General features: G+C 60.8%; 14 protein-coding genes. 2 read left to right on the forward strand and 12 right to left on the reverse strand.

The window, feature by feature from the left end; translation table 11 throughout:
* Positions 1-234 precede the first annotated feature (234 nt).
* From QRN38_RS17155 to QRN38_RS17190, 8 genes are all read right to left on the reverse strand, one after another.
* Positions 235-1431, reverse strand: coding sequence for an ABC transporter substrate-binding protein (locus QRN38_RS17155; RefSeq protein WP_057418900.1), 1197 nt, complete (start codon positions 1429-1431; stop codon positions 235-237).
* Positions 1428-2435 (reverse strand): CobW family GTP-binding protein, encoded by a 1008-nt coding sequence (locus tag QRN38_RS17160; protein ID WP_057418899.1) that lies wholly within the window; start codon positions 2433-2435, stop codon positions 1428-1430. The genes QRN38_RS17155 and QRN38_RS17160 overlap by 4 nt, the downstream gene beginning before the upstream one ends.
* Positions 2432-2731 carry a hypothetical protein gene (locus QRN38_RS17165; RefSeq protein WP_005764785.1) on the reverse strand — a complete coding sequence of 100 codons (300 nt, stop codon included), beginning with the start codon at positions 2729-2731 and terminating at the stop codon, positions 2432-2434. The genes QRN38_RS17160 and QRN38_RS17165 overlap by 4 nt, the downstream gene beginning before the upstream one ends.
* Before the next feature lie 22 nt (positions 2732-2753).
* On the reverse strand, positions 2754-3503 hold the full coding sequence (locus QRN38_RS17170) for an SDR family NAD(P)-dependent oxidoreductase (protein ID WP_007246799.1): 750 nt from the start codon (positions 3501-3503) through the stop codon (positions 2754-2756).
* A 31-nt stretch (positions 3504-3534) separates the two neighbouring features.
* Positions 3535-4296, reverse strand: a complete 762-nt coding sequence (locus tag QRN38_RS17175) for an SDR family NAD(P)-dependent oxidoreductase (RefSeq protein WP_057415630.1) — start codon at positions 4294-4296, stop codon at positions 3535-3537.
* A gap of 10 nt (positions 4297-4306) precedes the next feature.
* Positions 4307-5647, reverse strand: coding sequence for an MFS transporter (locus QRN38_RS17180; protein ID WP_005764782.1), 1341 nt, complete (start codon positions 5645-5647; stop codon positions 4307-4309).
* Between the two features lie 27 nt (positions 5648-5674).
* Positions 5675-6556: a polysaccharide deacetylase family protein gene (locus tag QRN38_RS17185; RefSeq protein ID WP_004658231.1), complete on the reverse strand. Its 882-nt coding sequence runs from the start codon at positions 6554-6556 to the stop codon at positions 5675-5677.
* A 110-nt stretch (positions 6557-6666) separates the two neighbouring features.
* Positions 6667-8040: an amidase gene (locus QRN38_RS17190; RefSeq protein ID WP_057418898.1), complete on the reverse strand. Its 1374-nt coding sequence runs from the start codon at positions 8038-8040 to the stop codon at positions 6667-6669.
* Positions 8041-8386: 346 nt separating this feature from the next.
* On the opposite strand from QRN38_RS17190, the gene QRN38_RS17195 reads away from it, so the two are divergent.
* Entirely contained in the window at positions 8387-9379 is a 993-nt protein-coding gene (locus tag QRN38_RS17195) for a GntR family transcriptional regulator (RefSeq protein ID WP_375233348.1), read from the forward strand.
* A gap of 356 nt (positions 9380-9735) precedes the next feature.
* Here QRN38_RS17195 and QRN38_RS17200 read toward each other — a convergent pair whose 3' ends face one another.
* Genes QRN38_RS17200 through QRN38_RS17215 form a run of 4 tightly spaced genes read right to left on the reverse strand, consistent with a single transcriptional unit; the run spans position 9736 to position 14059 of the window.
* On the reverse strand, positions 9736-10158 hold the full coding sequence (locus QRN38_RS17200) for a group I truncated hemoglobin (RefSeq protein ID WP_057418897.1): 423 nt from the start codon (positions 10156-10158) through the stop codon (positions 9736-9738).
* Complete coding sequence (locus tag QRN38_RS17205) at positions 10158-11033, reverse strand: DUF3034 family protein (RefSeq protein WP_005764776.1); 876 nt, start codon at positions 11031-11033, stop codon at positions 10158-10160. The genes QRN38_RS17200 and QRN38_RS17205 overlap by 1 nt, the downstream gene beginning before the upstream one ends.
* 3 nt (positions 11034-11036) lie before the next feature.
* Complete coding sequence (locus tag QRN38_RS17210) at positions 11037-13391, reverse strand: bifunctional diguanylate cyclase/phosphodiesterase (protein ID WP_057418896.1); 2355 nt, start codon at positions 13389-13391, stop codon at positions 11037-11039.
* Complete coding sequence (locus tag QRN38_RS17215; protein ID WP_007246805.1) at positions 13388-14059, reverse strand: methylamine utilization protein; 672 nt, start codon at positions 14057-14059, stop codon at positions 13388-13390. Before QRN38_RS17215 ends, QRN38_RS17210 begins: the two co-directional genes overlap by 4 nt.
* 181 nt (positions 14060-14240) lie before the next feature.
* Between QRN38_RS17215 and lon the strand changes: the two genes are divergently transcribed.
* Complete coding sequence (lon, locus tag QRN38_RS17220) at positions 14241-16658, forward strand: endopeptidase La (protein WP_005620091.1); 2418 nt, start codon at positions 14241-14243, stop codon at positions 16656-16658.
* Positions 16659-16788 lie beyond the last annotated feature (130 nt).

Consider the following 16788-nt stretch of genomic DNA (forward strand, 5'->3'; position numbering starts at 1 on the left):
CTCCGTTTCCGGCCCGACTTCGTCGGGTTCCTTCGCCCTGACACTGATCCGGGGGCCGCCGTCACTTACGTCGCACTCTGCGTCGTCAGTGCCATCGTGATCAAAAGGCGCTTTCGTTTATGTGCAGTGCTTGCGGGCAAGGCGTGACGTTGTGCGGCAGCACAGATGTAAGACGGACGTCACCCGGTGCATACCAGCGCACATTTTCACGACAATCATCCGAAGCCCGGATGCCTAACGAGCCTTCGCGCTGCTTTTGCCGCTGGCGCGCAGGATGTCGCTCCAGCGGCGTACCAGGTAGTTGTGTTCGTTCATGACCGAGTTCCACACGGCGATGTGGCCCATGCGTTCTTCGTAGGAGCCGCCGTCGCGGATCTCTCCGGCGTCGATCAGGGGCAAGCCGTCGCTGCCGAGCAGTTGTTCGCGGGCGGGCAAGCCTGCGTACCAGTAGTCCCATTCGGCGGCGCTCAGATGGTCACGGCTGCGTGCCGGATTGCCGATGTAGTACCCCTGTCGCGCCATGACTGCGCCCGGCCATCCCGAAAGCCACCAGTTCAGGTAGGCATATGCTGCATCCAGCACCGGCCCTTTGGCGTAGCGCGACAGGGACAGCCCGCCGAACCAGCCGCGATAGCCCTCTTTGGGCACCGCCACACGGTATTTCACGCCAGCGCGGTGCAACCTGACCAGGGTCGGTGACCACAGGCTCTGGATGTCGATGGTCGGGCTGAGCATCAGTTCGGCAGCTTCTTCGTCGTCAGACCAGAATGCGCCGAAGTGCCCTTGCTGCTGTTTGCGCACCAGCACATCGGCGAGCAGGTCGATTTCTTCGATGCTCATGTTGCCGATGTCGTTGAACTGCGCAAGCCCCGCGCCCTGTACAGCCAATGCGGCATCCAGCGCGCCGATGGCGGCATCACTTTGTAACGCGATACGCCCGCCCCACGCTGAATCCAGCAGCCAGCCCCAGCTTTCATCGGCAGGGCTCAACCCGTCCGGCAAGCGCTCGGGGCGATAGGCAAAACTGTCGGCGTTGTGGGTCAGCGGCAACATGCTGATGCGCTCGGTCACCGTGCTGCCAAGGCTGCCGTCGTGCTGCACGAACAGGCGCTCGCTGGGCACGCTGCCGCTGCCCGGTTGATCGGTGGGCCGTAAACGACCGCGCTTGGGCAGGTCGTTGATCTCATGCCACAGCGCAATACGACGCGTGTCGATGGGCTGAATCGCCCGCGCAGGCCAGACGAAATCGACGTTGTGAAACCACTGATCATAGAGGTCGTAGCTGTCAGGCTGCATGACCGCGATGCGCTGCGCGGTCTGCACGTCATGAATCTGGTAGACCAGCTTGATGCCCAGTTCCTGCTCGGCTCGCTCGCGCAAGGACTCGAGCAAGGTCACCGAAGTGCCGAGCACACGTAAAGTGATGGTCATGCCGCCGACTCGTTGAGCGGCGGCGCGAAGCTGCTGGAGAACACCTCGAACGAGCGCCGTAATAACTCCGCATCCAGACCTCGCAGGATGAACACCAGCCGCGAGGTGCGATCCTCACCCGGCCATGCCGCGAGGTGCACCGGTGCATGCAGGCAATGCTGCACACCATGAATCACGATGGGGGCCTGGTTGTCGTTCACGTTGAGCAGTCCTTTGACGCGAAGGATTCGTTCGCCGTGGCATCTTAACAGCATCGACAGCCACACCCCGAAACCAACCCAGTCGAGCGGGCGGTCGAAGGTCAGGCAGCAGACCTGCGCATCACCATGCCGCGCCGACCTCGACTCGACGCGATGCAGTTGCCAGCGTGTTACCTCGGCAGCCGGTTCGGCACTGCGCACGCCCTCCCCGAGCAGCAACTGATCGCCGCTGTGGATCTGCGCGGTGTCCAGCAACGGCGCGGAAAAATTCAGGGCCTGCAGGTGCTCACGCAACGCGTCGAGTGCAGGCTCGTCCACCAGATCGGTCTTGCTCAGCAACAGCCGGTCCGCCGCCGCGATTTGCGCCAGCCACTCCGGGTGCAGGCGCTCTTGCAGGGTTGCGTGGCAGGCGTCCACCAGCGTGATGATCAGGCCGATGTGAAAGCGTCCGCGCAGTTGCGGATCGTTGCTCAGGGTTGAGAGGATAGGGGCCGGATCGGCCAGGCCGGTGGTTTCCAGAATCACCCGGCGAAACGCCGGAATCTCGCAACGATTGCGCCGCTCCAGCAGGCCCAGCAAAGCATCCTTCAGCTCGCCGCGAACGGTGCAGCAAACGCAACCGCTGGGTAACAGCACGGTGTCCGGCGCGACCTCTTCAACAAGCAGATGATCGATGCCGACATCACCGAACTCGTTGATCAGCAGCGCGGTGTCGCCCATGTTTTCATCGGCCAGCAGGCGCTTGAGCAGTGTGGTCTTGCCGCTGCCGAGAAAGCCGGTGATCACGTTGAGGGCAATGCTCATGATGACCTCTGCAAATGGTCAAGGAGGCGAGCATCCAGCGGGTCGAGCGGGCGTCCGATCAGCAGTTCGGCCTTCTGCCATAACTGCTCAAGACCGGTCGCCAATTCCTGCTTGCCGGTCGCCCCGAGCAGCAGGTAGGACACCCCTTGAAAGTCTTCGACCTTGAGACGAAACGGCGCAACCACCTTGTTGATCGCCGCAATCCGCCGCAGGCGCTCACGCCGCCGTGGCAGCTCGGTCGCCAGCGGGTCGCTCCAGTGCACATCTTCGCCCAACAGGCCGCACAGTCCACACATCAGCGCTTCTCCAGCAGTAAGCTCATGGCATGACATCGCCGGAATTGGGGCCCAGTGTCTGGCCGACGAACAGGTTGCCACCCGGCTCGCTGGCCAGCAGCACAGCCACGGGCGCGACCTCTTCGGCCAGCCCGAAACGACCCAGCGGCAGCTCGGCGGCCTTGGCGGTTTTCCAGGCGCTGCTGATGCCAGCCACCAGCGGCGTTTCGATAGGACCGGGCGCGATGGCGTTGACCAGCACGTTGTCTTTGGCGACTTCCAGCGCCAGCGATTTGCTGAAGCCGATGACTCCGGCCTTGGCGGCGGCGTAATGGGTCAGTTCGGCGCCACCCTTGATGCCCAGTTGCGAGGCGACGTTGATGATGCGTCCCCAGCGCTGCGCAATCATGTGCGGCAAGGCCCGCTGGCTGGCCACGAACACGCTGGTCAGATCAACGCGCAGCATGTCGTTCCACATCTCGATGCTCAGGTCGACACAGCGTGCCTGGGTGAGCATGCCAGCGTTATTGACCAGAATGTCGATGCCGCCGAAATGCTCGACGCAGGCATCGACGCTGGCCTGTGCACCCTCGACACTGCCGACGTCGGCCACGCATTCATGCACCTGCGCGCCGAGCTGGCGGCAGTGTTCGGCGACGTTTGCCAGGTTGACCGGATCACGATCACCCAGCACCAGATGCGCGCCTTCAACGGCGTAGGCGCGGGCGATGGCAGCACCAATGCCGCTGCCTGCACCGGTAATCACTGCCCGCTTTTGTTTGAGTTGTTGCATGGGTTGGGGTCCTTGGTTGAGTTTGCGCGATCTAGCCCGGCCAGCGCACGGTCAGGCCGCCGTCGATCACGATGCTTTGCCCGGTCAGGTAGCTGGCTTCGTCACTGCACAGAAAACGCACCAGCGCGGCGACTTCGTCCGCTCGGCCGACGCGACCCAGCGGGATGGCCTTGGCCGCCTGTGCCAGGCCTTCGGGCCCCAGCGAGTTCTCGCTGTCCAGTGACTGTGGCGTCTCGATCAGGCCGGGTATCACGGCATTGCAACGGATGCCTTTGGGCGCAAGCTCCACCGCCAGCGAACGGCACAGGCCCGGTACGCCAGCCTTGGCGGCGGCATAGTGGGAATGGTCCTGCCAGCCATAAACACCGCCGGCAATCGAGGAAATAGCCACCAGCGCGCCGCCCTCGCCCATGTGCCGAACAGCCGACCGGAAGGTGCGCATCACGCCGGTCAGGTCCACGTCGAGCATCTCGTTCCAGCGCTCGTCGGTCATTTGCAGCAAAGGCGCACGGCGCAGCAATCCGGCGTTGGCCACCGCGTAGTCAATTCGGCCATACGCCTTGATCGCCGCTGCGGCCAGGTCATCGACCGACGCTGTGAAGGTCACGTCCAGCGGCAGCATCAGGCATTCGCCGCCCGCCTCTTCAACCAACCTGCGGGTTTCATCCGGGTCATGCGGGTCCGCCGGGTAATACCCGCCTGCCACCGCAACACCCTGCCGAGCGAAGGCCACTGCCAGCGCCTGACCGATGCCGCTGGCAGCACCGGTTATCATTGCAACTTTACGAGTCATGGGTTGCTCCTTATTTCACGGTTTCAGGTCGCACATGCCTGGCCGCGAACATCAGCGCGCCGGACAGGAAGCAAGGCACTGCGCCAAAGTACAACGCCGAGGTCTGCCAGTCGCCGCCGGCACTCAAGACCGACGTGGCACCGAAACCTGCTACCACGGCACCCAGCGGGCCCATGGCGTGGATGATTGCGCCGCCGGTAGCACGAATGCTGGTCGGGAAGCTTTCGCTGATGAAGAACAAAGCCGCCGAATAAGGGCCGATCAGGAAGAACAGCCCAAGGCTGTATAAGCCAACGACCGTCACCATGCTGCTCGGCCCGTAGAGCATGCCAGCGAAGGCCAGGCCGCCAAGCATCCAGCCAAGACCGATGACGTTGCGACGGCCAATGCGATCGCCCATCCAGCCGTGGCACAGGTAGCCGCAGTAGCCCACCAGGTTGGACAGCACCAGAATGATCAGCGAGTTTTCAAACGAGATGTGGTGAACGCTGACGATCACCGTCGTGCCCAGCACGCTGAACACTTGAATCGCTGCCCAGTTGAGCAGGATCGCAGCACCGATCACCAGCGTGGCGCGACGCGAAGAACCGCGGAAGGCAGCACCGATGCCCGCTTTGCTGTGCTCGTCGTAATCGACCCCATAGGTTTGCGCCACGGCCTGCGCCTGGCTCACGTCACCTTTCTTGCGCAACTGAGTGATGCGTTGATGGATCTGGAACTGCGGGCTCTCCTTGAGTTTGCGCGCCATGATCGCAATGACGATGGCCGGGATGGCCGCGAACACGAAGCAACCCTGCCAGCCGATGATCGGCAGCAGCACGGCGGTCAGCCCTGCCGCGATCAACGCACCGACCGGCCAGCCACCCTGCACCAGGCTGTAGATGAAGCCACGGCGCCTGGCCAGACGCGGGTCGTCGGACGCGGCGTAGATTTCGCTCAGGTAGGTCGCGTTGACCGTTTCTTCGGCATAACCCAGACCGCCCAGCGAACGAATCAGGATCAGCGGCGATTTGCCCCACGACCCGCCTATGGCCGTGAGCGCCGAGCAGATTGCCGAACCGCTCACAGTGAAAATGATACCCACGCGCCGTCCCAGGCGATCTACCAGCGGACCGATGGCCAATGCCACCACCGCCGTGCCGACCGCGACCCAGGTCGCGATTTCGGCCTGTTCGACCTCACTCCAGCTGAAATGCCGACCGATTTCCGGTAGCAGCGTACCAAACAGAATGAAGTCGTATACCGCAAACACCCACGCGAAAAACGCAATCCATGTGGCGAACCGTACTTGCTCTGGAGTCAGTTGCTCAGGTTTCCAGCCGGTCAGGTCGAGCTTGTTGTAAATGGACATGAGTGACGCCTCGGACAGGGCAATGAATCAGCGGGTACGGGGGTTGCGACGCACGAAGTCGTCGGCTATTTCGTCGAAAGTGACGAACTTGACGCCGGCATGGCTTTGAATGTGCTCGATCAAGCGCTCCAGCATCAGCAGCACTTGCGGGCGACCAGACACGTCCGGGTGAATGGTCATGGTGAAGACAGCGTGTTCGTGCTCGCGATAGACCCAGTCGAACTGGTCGCGCCACATCTCTTCCAGGTGCCGTGGGTTGACGAAACCGTGGCTGTTCGGCGCTTTCTTGATGAACATCATCGGCGGCAGGTCGTCGAGGTACCAGTTGGCGGGAATTTCCACCAGATCGGTTTCTTCGCCGCGCACCAGCGGTTTCATCCAGGTGTCGGGATGCTGGCTGTAATCGATCTTGGTCCACTTGTCGCCGACGCGAACGTAGTAAGGATGAAAGTCGTTATGCATCAGGCTGTGGTCGTACTTGATGCCCTTCTTGAGCAGCAGCTCGTTGGTGACGTTGCTGAATTCCCACCAGGGCGCGACGTAGCCGGTCGGGCGCTTGCCGGTCATTTGGGTGATCAGTTCGATAGACTTATCGAGGACGATTTCTTCCTGCTCGGGGGTCATCGCAATCGGGTTTTCATGGCTGTAACCATGCACGCCGATTTCATGCCCGGCGTCGGCCACGGCCTTCATCTGCTCCGGGAACGTTTCCATCGAATGCCCCGGAATGAACCAGGTGGTGCGCAGGCCGTAACGCTCGAACAGCTTGAGCAAACGTGGCGCACCGACTTCCCCGGCGAACAGCCCGCGCGAGATATCGTCCGGCGAATCTTCGCCGCCATACGAGCCGAGCCAGCCCGCGACGGCATCGACATCTACACCAAACGCACACAGAATTTCTTTGGCCATCTTGCTTCTCCCGCTGGTTAATCAGAACGGCTACGCGGTGTTCAGCACGCGCGCCGGTTTGCAGTGTTCAGGTGCCTGCTTTCAAAGTGCTGCTTTCAAGGTGCTTGCTTTCAAGGTTGGTTGAGCAACGACTCCACCGTCAGAGCCGCGCGCAACAGGCGCGCGTCCTCTCCCGCCGGAGCGCTGAGCAGCAGCCCGGTGGGCAGGCCCGAGGCATCGCGGCCGCTGGGCAGCGACACGCCGGGCATGTTCAGCAGGCTGCCGGGCATGGTCAGGCGCAGCGTGGCGAGGTTGGTCTGAATGAACAGTTCTTCGTCGTTCAACAGCGGCGCGAGCGGCGGTGCAACGTGGGCAACGCTTGGGGTGATCAGCAGCGCGCCATCAAGTTCGAGGGTCAATTGCTCCTGCAAGCGTTCCCGCGCGGCGTACAGATTGACCAGCAAGCTGGCAGGCATGTGGCGCGCGGCCTCCAGACGCTTGCGAACCCGAGGGTCGAGCTGGCTGGCGGCGTCGCTGTCGAGCAACGACTGATGCAGTGCGAAGGCCTCGGCAGCACCCAGCCAGCCGTGCTGCTGGATCACTTGCAAGGTGGCCTGAAAGGCCTGGCAATGGCCCATCTCGATCAACGCACCGCCGGCCCGCAAAGCCTCGACGGCGCGCAACAGGTTGTCGCGAACGGCAGGCGCAACGCGCTCGTCTTCCAGCACGGCCCGATCGACCAGAAAACGCTGACCGGCAAGGCTGCGGGGTAGCAGTGAAGTGGGTTTGCTGCGCGCGCAAAGCAGGTCGTCGATCACCAGCGCATCGCGCACGCTACGGGTCAGCGGGCCGACGCTGTCCAGAGTCAGCGCCAGCGGGAACACGCCGTCGCGACTGTAACGGAGGCTGGTACTGCGAAAACCGACCAGACCATTGAAAGCAGCAGGAATGCGGATAGAGCCCGCAGTGTCGGTGCCCATCGCAATCGGCACGATCCCGGCAGCCACCGCCACCGCCGACCCCGAAGAAGACCCACCGGGAATGCGCGGCGAGCCATCGCTCATCGGGTTGATCGGCGTGCCGAAATGCGGATTCAGGCCCAACCCGGAATAGGCAAATTCGCTGAGGTTGGTCTTGCCCAGGCTGACCATGCCAGCACGCGCCAGCAGCCCGACGCTCGGCGCATCCAGCAAGGCTGGCGACAGGTTGTTGCGCACCGTAGCGCCCGCGGTCGTGACGCAACCGGCGACATCGAACAGGTCTTTCCAGGCGACCGGCACGCCGTCGAACGGGCTAAGCGGCTGTCCGTGCCTCCAGCGGGCCGCGGACGCTTCGGCTTCCCTGCGGGCACGTTCGACACTCATGGAGATGAACACATGATCGACCTGTGTCGCCTGTTGCAGGGCGTCTTCCAGAACCTGCAACGGGTCACTGAGCCCCTGTGCAAACGCTTCGGCCATTGCGCAGGCATCACGGGTGACGCTGTGACTCCTGGTATCGGTCATGGGTATCACACCTTAAAATGTACTTATTAATAAAATGTACATTTAATAAAGGCAGATTCCATGCCAATCTGCTTGAATCAGTCATTCGTCACCGTCGCCATTCAGGCGCTGTGAAGCTGTAACCGCCGTGCTAGAACTCTTTCTGCAAAGGAGTCATTCGGTCAGAACGGGAGGTCTGGCCGAGAATCGAAGCGTCATAAAGAAATAATGTATCTTTTATAAAAGATACATTTTAGTGCAAAAAAGTAACGGTGGCCCCATGAGTGAGCGTCAGGACGTAGCCCAAGGTGACAACGGCGCATCTGTGCGAGAATCGCCCGTCAGCCGCCAGAAGTGTATGAAAACGATGTCAGAAGAGGACTCGCGCACCGCATCGCGTTACGCAATGATTCGAGAAGTATTGCGTAATGCCATTGTCTCGGGCGCGGCCGCCAAGGGATTGGTATTACTTGAAGCGCCGCTTGGGGAGCTGTTCGGTACCAGCCGGGTGCCGGTGCGCAAGGCACTTAACCTGCTGCACGAAGAAGGCTTGATCAGTCGTTTCGACGGTCGGGGTTATCTGGTCAATCCAGAGCGCCAGCACGTCGAGCCGTTGCGCTTGAGCCTGAGCCACAGGCAGTTCGGCCTGGACAGCAATGAAGAACTGGTCGACACACGTCCGCTCGGCGAACGCATTCATGACGAGATCGGCGCGGCGCTGTCGGCGTGTATCGCCTTCGGCCACTATCGCCTGGATGAGCAAAGCGCCGCGCAGCACTACGGCGTCAGCCGCTCGGTGGTGCGTGAGGCGCTGATGCGCCTGCGTGATCGCGGCCTGGTGGAAAAAGAGCCTTATTCACAATGGCTGGCCGGGCCGTTGACCGCGCGGGAGATCACCGAGGATTACGAACTGCGCGCCTGTCTTGAACCAGAGGCGTTGCGCCTGACTGCCCCGCAACTGAGTCGCGAAACCCTGGAGGCCATGCTGACCAGGGTCGTTGAGGCGCAAAACGCCGAACAATGCAGCCTGGAGGACATAGAACGCCTTGAGGAAGACCTGCATCAGCAATGCCTGGCAGGCTTGCAGAACCGCAAGATCGCAACCCTGATCAGCCAGGCGCAAAGCCCGATGATCATCAACCGGATTTTCTACCGGCTGCTGGATATTGGCGCGGATGAGGCGATGCTGGCCGAGCACCGGCTGATCATTGAGTTATTGCTGCACGGTGCTTTCGACGCCGCCGCCTTGAACCTCAAGGAACACCTGCAACGTGCCCGGCAACGCATGCTCCAGCGCCTGAAAGTGTTGTCGGTATTGCCAGAGCAGGAAGTGCCGGGGTATCTGACGCGGTTGAGTTGAGGGATGCACGCTCGGTCCCACGCTGACTACCAGCCCCGCGCTCTGGTGGGAATGCATTTCGTGACGCTCTGCGTCACACCATGGTTCTGCGATGTCAGTGATGTTTGCTCACGACTCAAGGCACCTTTTCGCCCCTCGGCGACTGACTTTGAAAGATCAAAGTAAGCGAAATACCGGATCAGTGTCAGCGCTCAGCCGTCACTTACGTCGCACTCTGCGTCGTCAGTGCCATCGCGGTGAAAAAGCGCTTTCGTTTATGTGCAGTGAATGCGCGTAGGACATGACATTGTTCAACAGCACAGATTTGACGCAGAGCGTCATCAAATGCATGCCCACTCATTGGCGCGAGCGTCATATCACTTACCAAGCACTTCCCCACGCATCGGCGCCAACCGGGCGATCAAACGGTTCTGGACCGGAACCGGAACGTTCTCGGTGTCCATCGCTGCGATCAGGTTTTCGACCAGCGCATTGAAGTCGCTTGGGGTGAGGTTCTGGCCCTTGTGGGACTCGGCCATGCTGTCACCGGTGTAGCGGCAAGGACCGCCCGCTTCGACACAGAGCTGTTCGACCAGTTTGTCGCGCAAACGCACGATATTAACCGTCTTGAAGTGCTCGACAATGCGCTCATCCTTGGCGATGTTCAGCAGCATGCCCTCGACGATACGCTGGATGCCGGCACGCTGACCAAGGTCCTGATAGAGGCTGTCATCCCTGGGCGGCTGCTGGGCGCAACCAGCCAGTACCGTCAGCATCAGAACAATCAGCACACGGCGCATCAGAAATTCCCCTGCACAGACAGATACGTGCCGTTCTGGTTGTCCAGCGTAGCGATTTCCCCCAATCGGGCGTAGGCCAGCACCACGGACACGTGTTTGTTGGGGAAATAACCCAGAAACACGTCGGCCCAGTCACTCTCGCCAGCAAACGACAGGTTGTCGGGTTTTTCACGGTACTCGACGCCCAGCGCCCAGCGCGGATTGAACAGCACCGCCACCGAACCTTCCTTGAGCAGGCTGCGGCTGTCACGCCGATCACCGCCAAAACCCAGCAGGCCGGTTTCGTTGGCGCGGCTGTAACGCACGCCACCGTTGACCACCACGTTGTAACCGAAGGCTGCGCCCATGAACAGCCTGCTGGCCGTCAGGTAGCCCTCGACGTCCGAATCACGCTGAGCGCCCACCAGACTGGGGATCAGAAAGTCGTTTTGATGCTTGTACTGCACGCCCAGCGATACCTGCGGCAGGCTGTCGTAGATCAGGTCGCCGAACAGTCGCACCTTGACCCCGAACACGTCCTGACTGAGGTTGTCGTCAGGCAGACTGAGCTTGTGCTGCAGGTTACTGATGTCGAAGCGCTGATGGGCGTAGGAAAGCTCGACGCGGTTGCCATAGGCGACCGCGAGCCCCGCTACATCCAGGTTGTAATCCGGCAGGTTCACATGAGTGGCGAAGGCCGTCGCGCCCCACTCGCCCTGCTCGCTGTAACCGGTAATCACCGCCCACGGGGTGATACCACCACCGGCGCTGCCTTCAATGCTGGTTGCACCGCCTGTAGCGATCAACCGGCCGTTGTCACCCAGCGCAAGCGTCGGAGCAAACCCTGCCGCCCCCGCCAGCACGCAGCCCATCAGCAATGAGATTTTGTAGGACATGGATCAATGCGCCATAAGACTGGGTGATGTCTGGTATGTAGCAATCCATGCCTCGAATGCACCCGCCGTCAGCGGCCGGCTAATCAGGTAACCCTGAGCCGTATCGCAGTGCCAGCGCCGCAGCAGGTCCAGACTGTGTTGGTATTCGACACCCTCGGCAACCACCTTGAGCCCCAGGTTATGGCTCATCTCGATGGTCGAGCGCACGATCACAGCGTCTTCGCTGGTCTCGTCCAGATCACGTACGAAGGACTGGTCGATTTTCAGCTCCTGCACCGGCAGGCGCTTCAAGTGCGCCAGTGACGAGTAGCCCGTGCCGAAGTCATCGATTGACAGGCTGATGCCGCAGTCGCGCAGGCGGTGCAGGACCACCAGGGCTTTTTCCGGCTCGCTCATGACCGCGCTCTCGGTGATCTCGAATACCAGTTGTTCAGCAGGCAGCCCGTACTGCTTGAGCAATTTCATGACATAACCGGCCAGGTCGTCGCCCAGCAAGTCGTCCGCGGAAATGTTGACCGATACCTGCAGCACCAGACCGCGCTGACGCCACTCGGCCAGTTGCCGTATGGCTTCCTCGATAACCCACGTTGTCAGCAGGTTGATACTGCCCGTACGCTCGGCCAGCACAATGAATTCGGCCGGCGACACATTGCCGAAGCGCGGGTGAGTCCAGCGCAACAGGGCTTCAGCCTGACGAACATAGCCTTGGCGAATATCCAGTTTGGGTTGGTAATGGAGCATTAGCTCGCCATTCTGCGGAGCCTTGCGCAGGTCGCGGATCAGACATATCTGGCGCTGGTGAGCAACATCACGCCCGTCCTGGTAGATCTGCAGACGACCGGGCAGGAAGGTTGCGTCCTTGCGTGCAATCGCCGCACGGTTGACCAGTTCCTGGGCCGAATCACCGTGTTCCGGATAAACCGTGATGCCGATGCAGCATTCGAGCGCGTAGTCATGGTTGTCGATACGCTGCGGCTCGCTGAGCAAGCGTTGCAAGGCATCGGCAATACCGACTGCACCGTCGCTGGCCGTGTTGTCCAGCAACAGCAAAAACTCGTTGGCGCTCAGGCGGGCCACGGTATCGACGGCACGCGAGTTGCTCTGCAAGCGCTGACCGACCTGACGCAATAGTTGATCAACGCCCTCTGCATTCGAACTCTCGCTGATCGTTTTAAGGTTCTCGATGCCCATGTATAGCAATGCCACCGGGCGATCTGCCGCAATCGAACTGCCCAGACGCTCCATCACCAACGCTCGATTGGGCAGCCCGGTCAGGTTGTCGTGCAGCGCGTTGTGCGCCAACTGCCCTTCACGCACGGCGATGCCGTGCTGCATGGTGTTGATCGCGTCGGCGAGCATGCCCAACTCGTCGCTGCGGGCCATCGTGACCGGCGTTTCATAGTCGCCATCACCGATGCGTTTGGCAGCAGTCGCCAGTGCGCGTACCGGCAGCGAGACACTTCGAGCCAGCGCCAGCGTGCCGATCAGCGACGCCAGCAAGGCGGCCATGGAAATCCAGAAAATCTTTTCATCCAGCGGCGCAAACGCTTGATAGGCCTTGTCCAGCGGGCTTTGCAGCAGCGCGATCACTTGTCCGTCACCGCCATTGTCGCTTTTGGCAAGCATCAGCGTCTGACTGAGGAAGTTAAGGTTCGATTGCTCGGTGAGCAGCATCTGCCCTTCTGAAGAACTGCGCATCAGTTCGACCAGACCCGCATGCATGGCTGGCGGCTGGGTACTGATCAAATCGCCGGACTGACCGTTTTCCACCGTGAGAAAAGACACTTCCAGCCCGCTGAGCGAACGCAGCTCTTCGGCAATATCGCTGTCGATGGTAAAGCCCATGACCACGCGGCCAATGGGCAGCGGTGCCAGAACGGTACTTTCTACCAGCAGGTGGGGTGTTCCACCGCCAGGGACGATAAGCACTGACTGACCGGAACGCTTGGCGCCCCGCAGCGCTTGGTCGTAGATAAACCTCGAACCTTCGGGCACCTGGGTTTCAGTGCTGGCAATCACCACGCCATCCATGCCCAGCAGGAACATGTCGCTGGCGTTGATGCGTTTGCCGTGGTTGAGCAGCACCGAACGAATGGTCGACGAGTCGGCACTCGCCACTGCATCGCGAAAGCCGAAGTCGGCCGAGAGCAATTGCACAGCGTCCCGCAGGCGCTTGCCACGCAAATCGATCAGGCGCTCGAACACCCGGCTGCCCACTTCCAGTTGCGCCTGGGCCTGGGTACGTACTGCATCGCCGGTTGCAACCTTGACCGCGAGAAAGACTGCACCCACCACAATCAGCAACAGGGCAATCAGGACCCCTGCGATACGCGCCTGAAAGCTGACCTTAAACTTCATTCATGTGCGGCCTTGTGAAAAGCATCACCGAAGCCACCGGGTGCGGGTTTGACAGGTTTATCTTCGCTTTTCACTTCGACCGCCAGATTGAAGCGCTGCGACAGGCCCGCTGCGGGCACATCGAACTCGCCACCCGACACTGGCTGCATGTCTTCTATTTGTGGATGCCAGAGCGTGGCGGCGTAGTGTCCGGCGGGCACATGTTCAAATTTAAGCACGCCGTTGCTGTCCGTCACACCAAACCACGGCTCGTTGGTCACGTAGATATAGCCGACCATCCAGTCATGGATGTTGCAGCCCAGCACCACAACGCCGGGTTTGTCGAACAGAAGCGGGTCCGAGGGCGTGCCCTCGTAAAGGCGCAATTCAAAGCGTTTGGCCTGAGAAAAGGAGTAAACCTGGTGGCGAATGTTGTCGCTGTTGGGGAATTTGACTTCAGTACCGACGTGAACAGCCAACACATGCGGCGCAAATTCCTGCTCACGCTGGTCCATGGCGGCCGTCAGCGCTACGGCTGAACCGGGAGGCCCCTTGAGCGTCACGACCGCGGCCGCGAGGGGCTGGCCCTGCTTGTCGAACAGCTGCGCGGTGAAGGTGGCTGCCGATGCAGTCGCAGCCGATGCCATCCATAGTCCAGCCACTAATGCCGAGATCAATACGTTGGTCATACCGGATTCAACCCATAACGGCGGTGCCGCAAATAAATAAGTCAGCTCTGATCAGCAGTAGCTGGCCTCACAGCGATGAAATAGCAGTTTTAAAACCACTTTACAGACTATCGACCAAGACTATTGAAACCTGAGGGTTGTCGCCCCATCTAACAAGCATGTTCAACTTCTCAGGTGCCCCATGAGCGACCAGCAGACAGACTCGCCAGATTTGCCCAATGACGCAGACGAGCACGAAGTGTCTCTGAGTTCCGACAGCACCTCACTTGCCTTGCCCGGCCAGAACCTGCCTGACAAGGTTTACATCATCCCCATCCACAATCGTCCGTTCTTCCCGGCGCAGGTTTTGCCGGTCATCGTCAACGAAGAACCGTGGGCAGAAACGCTGGAGCTGGTCAGCAAGTCCGAGCACCACTCGCTGGCGCTGTTTTTCATGGACACCCCGCAGGAAGATCCACGCCACTTCAAGACCGATGCGCTCCCCGAGTATGGCACTTTGGTCAAGGTTCACCACGCCAGTCGTGAAAATGGCCGGTTACAGTTTGTCGCACAGGGGCTGAGCCGCGTGCGCATCCGCACCTGGCTCAAGCATCATCGCCCGCCTTATCTGGTGGAAGTCGAGTACCCGCAGCAGCCCAATGACCCGACCGACGAAGTGAAGGCCTACGGCATGGCCTTGATCAACGCGATCAAGGAGCTGTTGCCACTCAACCCGCTGTACAGCGAAGAGTTGAAGAATTACCTCAACCGTTTCAGCCCCAACGACCCTTCGCCACTCACCGACTTCGCTGCGGCCCTGACCTCCGCCACCGGCGTCGAACTGCAGGAAGTGCTCGACTGTGTGCCGATGCTCAGGCGCATGGAGAAAGTCCTGCCGATGCTGCGCAAGGAAGTCGAAGTCGCACGTCTGCAAAAAGAGATCTCTGCCGAGGTGAACCGCAAGATCGGCGAGCATCAGCGTCAGTTCTTCCTTAAAGAACAGCTCAAGGTCATTCAGCAGGAGCTGGGGCTGAGCAAGGACGACCGCAGCGCCGACATCGAGCAGTTCGAGCAGCGCCTGGAAGGCAAGACCCTGCCGCCACAGGCGCGCAAGAAGTTCGACGAGGAGATCAACAAACTCAAGGTGCTGGAAACCGGCTCGCCGGAATACGCCGTGACGCGTAACTATCTGGACTGGACCAGTTCGTTGCCGTGGGGTGTCTACGGCGCTGACAAGCTGGACCTCAAGCACGCCCGTAAAGTGCTGGATCAGCATCATGCCGGGCTGGATGACATCAAGGCGCGGATTCTCGAATTTCTCGCCGTGGGTGCGTACAAGGGCGAGATCAGCGGGTCGATTGTCTTGCTGGTAGGTCCGCCGGGCGTGGGCAAGACCAGCGTCGGGCGTTCGATTGCCGAATCACTGGGGCGGCCGTTCTACCGCCTGAGTGTGGGGGGCATGCGCGACGAGGCCGAAATCAAGGGCCACCGCCGCACGTACATCGGTGCCCAGCCGGGCAAGCTGGTGCAGGCGCTCAAAGATGTCGAGGTGATGAACCCGGTCATCATGCTCGATGAAATCGACAAGATGGGCCAAAGCTATCAGGGCGACCCGGCGTCTGCGCTGCTGGAAACCCTGGACCCGGAACAGAACGTCGAATTCCTCGATCATTACCTGGACCTGCGCCTGGACCTCTCCAAAGTCCTGTTCGTGTGCACCGCCAACACCCTGGACTCGATCCCTGGCCCGCTGTTGGACCGGATGGAAGTGATTCGTCTGTCGGGCTACATCACCGAAGAAAAGCTGGCGATTGCCAAGCGTCACCTGTGGCCAAAGCAGTTGGCCAAAGCCGGCGTTGCCAAGAGCAAGCTGAGCATCAGTGACACGGCCCTGCGCGCGGTCATCGAAGGCTATGCACGGGAAGCCGGTGTGCGGCATCTGGAAAAACAACTGGGCAAGCTGGTGCGCAAAGCGGTCGTCAAACTGCTCGATGCGCCGGATTCGGTCATCAAGATTGGGCCGAAAGACCTTGAAGCATCGCTGGGCATGCCGGTGTTCCGCAGTGAACAAGTGCTGTCGGGCACGGGGGTGATTACTGGCCTGGCCTGGACCAGCATGGGCGGCGCTACGCTGCCGATCGAGGCGACGCGTATCCACACCCTGAACCGGGGCTTCAAACTGACCGGGCAGTTGGGCGATGTGATGAAAGAGTCGGCGGAAATCGCCTACAGCTACGTCAGCGCCAACCTGTCGAAGTTTGGTGGCGACGCGAAGTTCTTCGACGAGGCCTTTGTGCACGTCCACGTTCCCGAGGGCGCCACCCCGAAGGATGGCCCGAGTGCGGGCGTGACCATGGCCAGTGCCTTGCTGTCTCTGGCGCGCAATCAGCCGCCGAAAAAAGGCGTGGCCATGACCGGCGAGCTGACCCTGACCGGGCACGTCCTGCCGATTGGTGGGGTACGCGAAAAAGTCATTGCAGCGCGCCGGCAGAAGATCCACGAACTGATTCTTCCAGAGCCTAACCGTGGCAACTTTGAAGAGCTGCCGGATTACCTCAAAGAAGGCATCACCGTGCATTTTGCCAAGCGCTTTGCCGATGTGGTGAAGGTGTTGTTTTAAAGATTGAGCGGGGGCAAGTCGCATACCGACTCTCGCTCCCGCGCTCATCGTAATGCACAAATGTAACTGACTATCGTGCCGATGCTCCGCGTCGGCACTCCGCTATGGACGCTCTGCGTCCGATCCTGAG

The sequence above is a fragment of the Pseudomonas sp. CFBP2511 genome (assembly GCF_030209255.1).
Lineage (GTDB): Bacteria > Pseudomonadota > Gammaproteobacteria > Pseudomonadales > Pseudomonadaceae > Aquipseudomonas > Aquipseudomonas avellanae.

What these genes read in the sequence shown, in the direction of transcription:
- QRN38_RS17155 (WP_057418900.1), bottom strand. Translation starts at nt 1,431, where the DNA reads ATGACCATCACTTTACGTGTGCTCGGCACTTCGGTGACCTTGCTCGAG.
- QRN38_RS17160 (WP_057418899.1), bottom strand. Translation starts at nt 2,435, where the DNA reads ATGAGCATTGCCCTCAACGTGATCACCGGCTTTCTCGGCAGCGGCAAG.
- QRN38_RS17165 (WP_005764785.1), bottom strand. Translation starts at nt 2,731, where the DNA reads ATGTGTGGACTGTGCGGCCTGTTGGGCGAAGATGTGCACTGGAGCGAC.
- QRN38_RS17170 (WP_007246799.1), bottom strand. Translation starts at nt 3,503, where the DNA reads ATGCAACAACTCAAACAAAAGCGGGCAGTGATTACCGGTGCAGGCAGC.
- QRN38_RS17175 (WP_057415630.1), bottom strand. Translation starts at nt 4,296, where the DNA reads ATGACTCGTAAAGTTGCAATGATAACCGGTGCTGCCAGCGGCATCGGT.
- QRN38_RS17180 (WP_005764782.1), bottom strand. Translation starts at nt 5,647, where the DNA reads ATGTCCATTTACAACAAGCTCGACCTGACCGGCTGGAAACCTGAGCAA.
- QRN38_RS17185 (WP_004658231.1), bottom strand. Translation starts at nt 6,556, where the DNA reads ATGGCCAAAGAAATTCTGTGTGCGTTTGGTGTAGATGTCGATGCCGTC.
- QRN38_RS17190 (WP_057418898.1), bottom strand. Translation starts at nt 8,040, where the DNA reads ATGACCGATACCAGGAGTCACAGCGTCACCCGTGATGCCTGCGCAATG.
- QRN38_RS17195 (WP_375233348.1), top strand. Translation starts at nt 8,387, where the DNA reads ATGTCAGAAGAGGACTCGCGCACCGCATCGCGTTACGCAATGATTCGA.
- QRN38_RS17200 (WP_057418897.1), bottom strand. Translation starts at nt 10,158, where the DNA reads ATGCGCCGTGTGCTGATTGTTCTGATGCTGACGGTACTGGCTGGTTGC.
- QRN38_RS17205 (WP_005764776.1), bottom strand. Translation starts at nt 11,033, where the DNA reads ATGTCCTACAAAATCTCATTGCTGATGGGCTGCGTGCTGGCGGGGGCG.
- QRN38_RS17210 (WP_057418896.1), bottom strand. Translation starts at nt 13,391, where the DNA reads ATGAAGTTTAAGGTCAGCTTTCAGGCGCGTATCGCAGGGGTCCTGATT.
- QRN38_RS17215 (WP_007246805.1), bottom strand. Translation starts at nt 14,059, where the DNA reads ATGACCAACGTATTGATCTCGGCATTAGTGGCTGGACTATGGATGGCA.
- lon (WP_005620091.1), top strand. Translation starts at nt 14,241, where the DNA reads ATGAGCGACCAGCAGACAGACTCGCCAGATTTGCCCAATGACGCAGAC.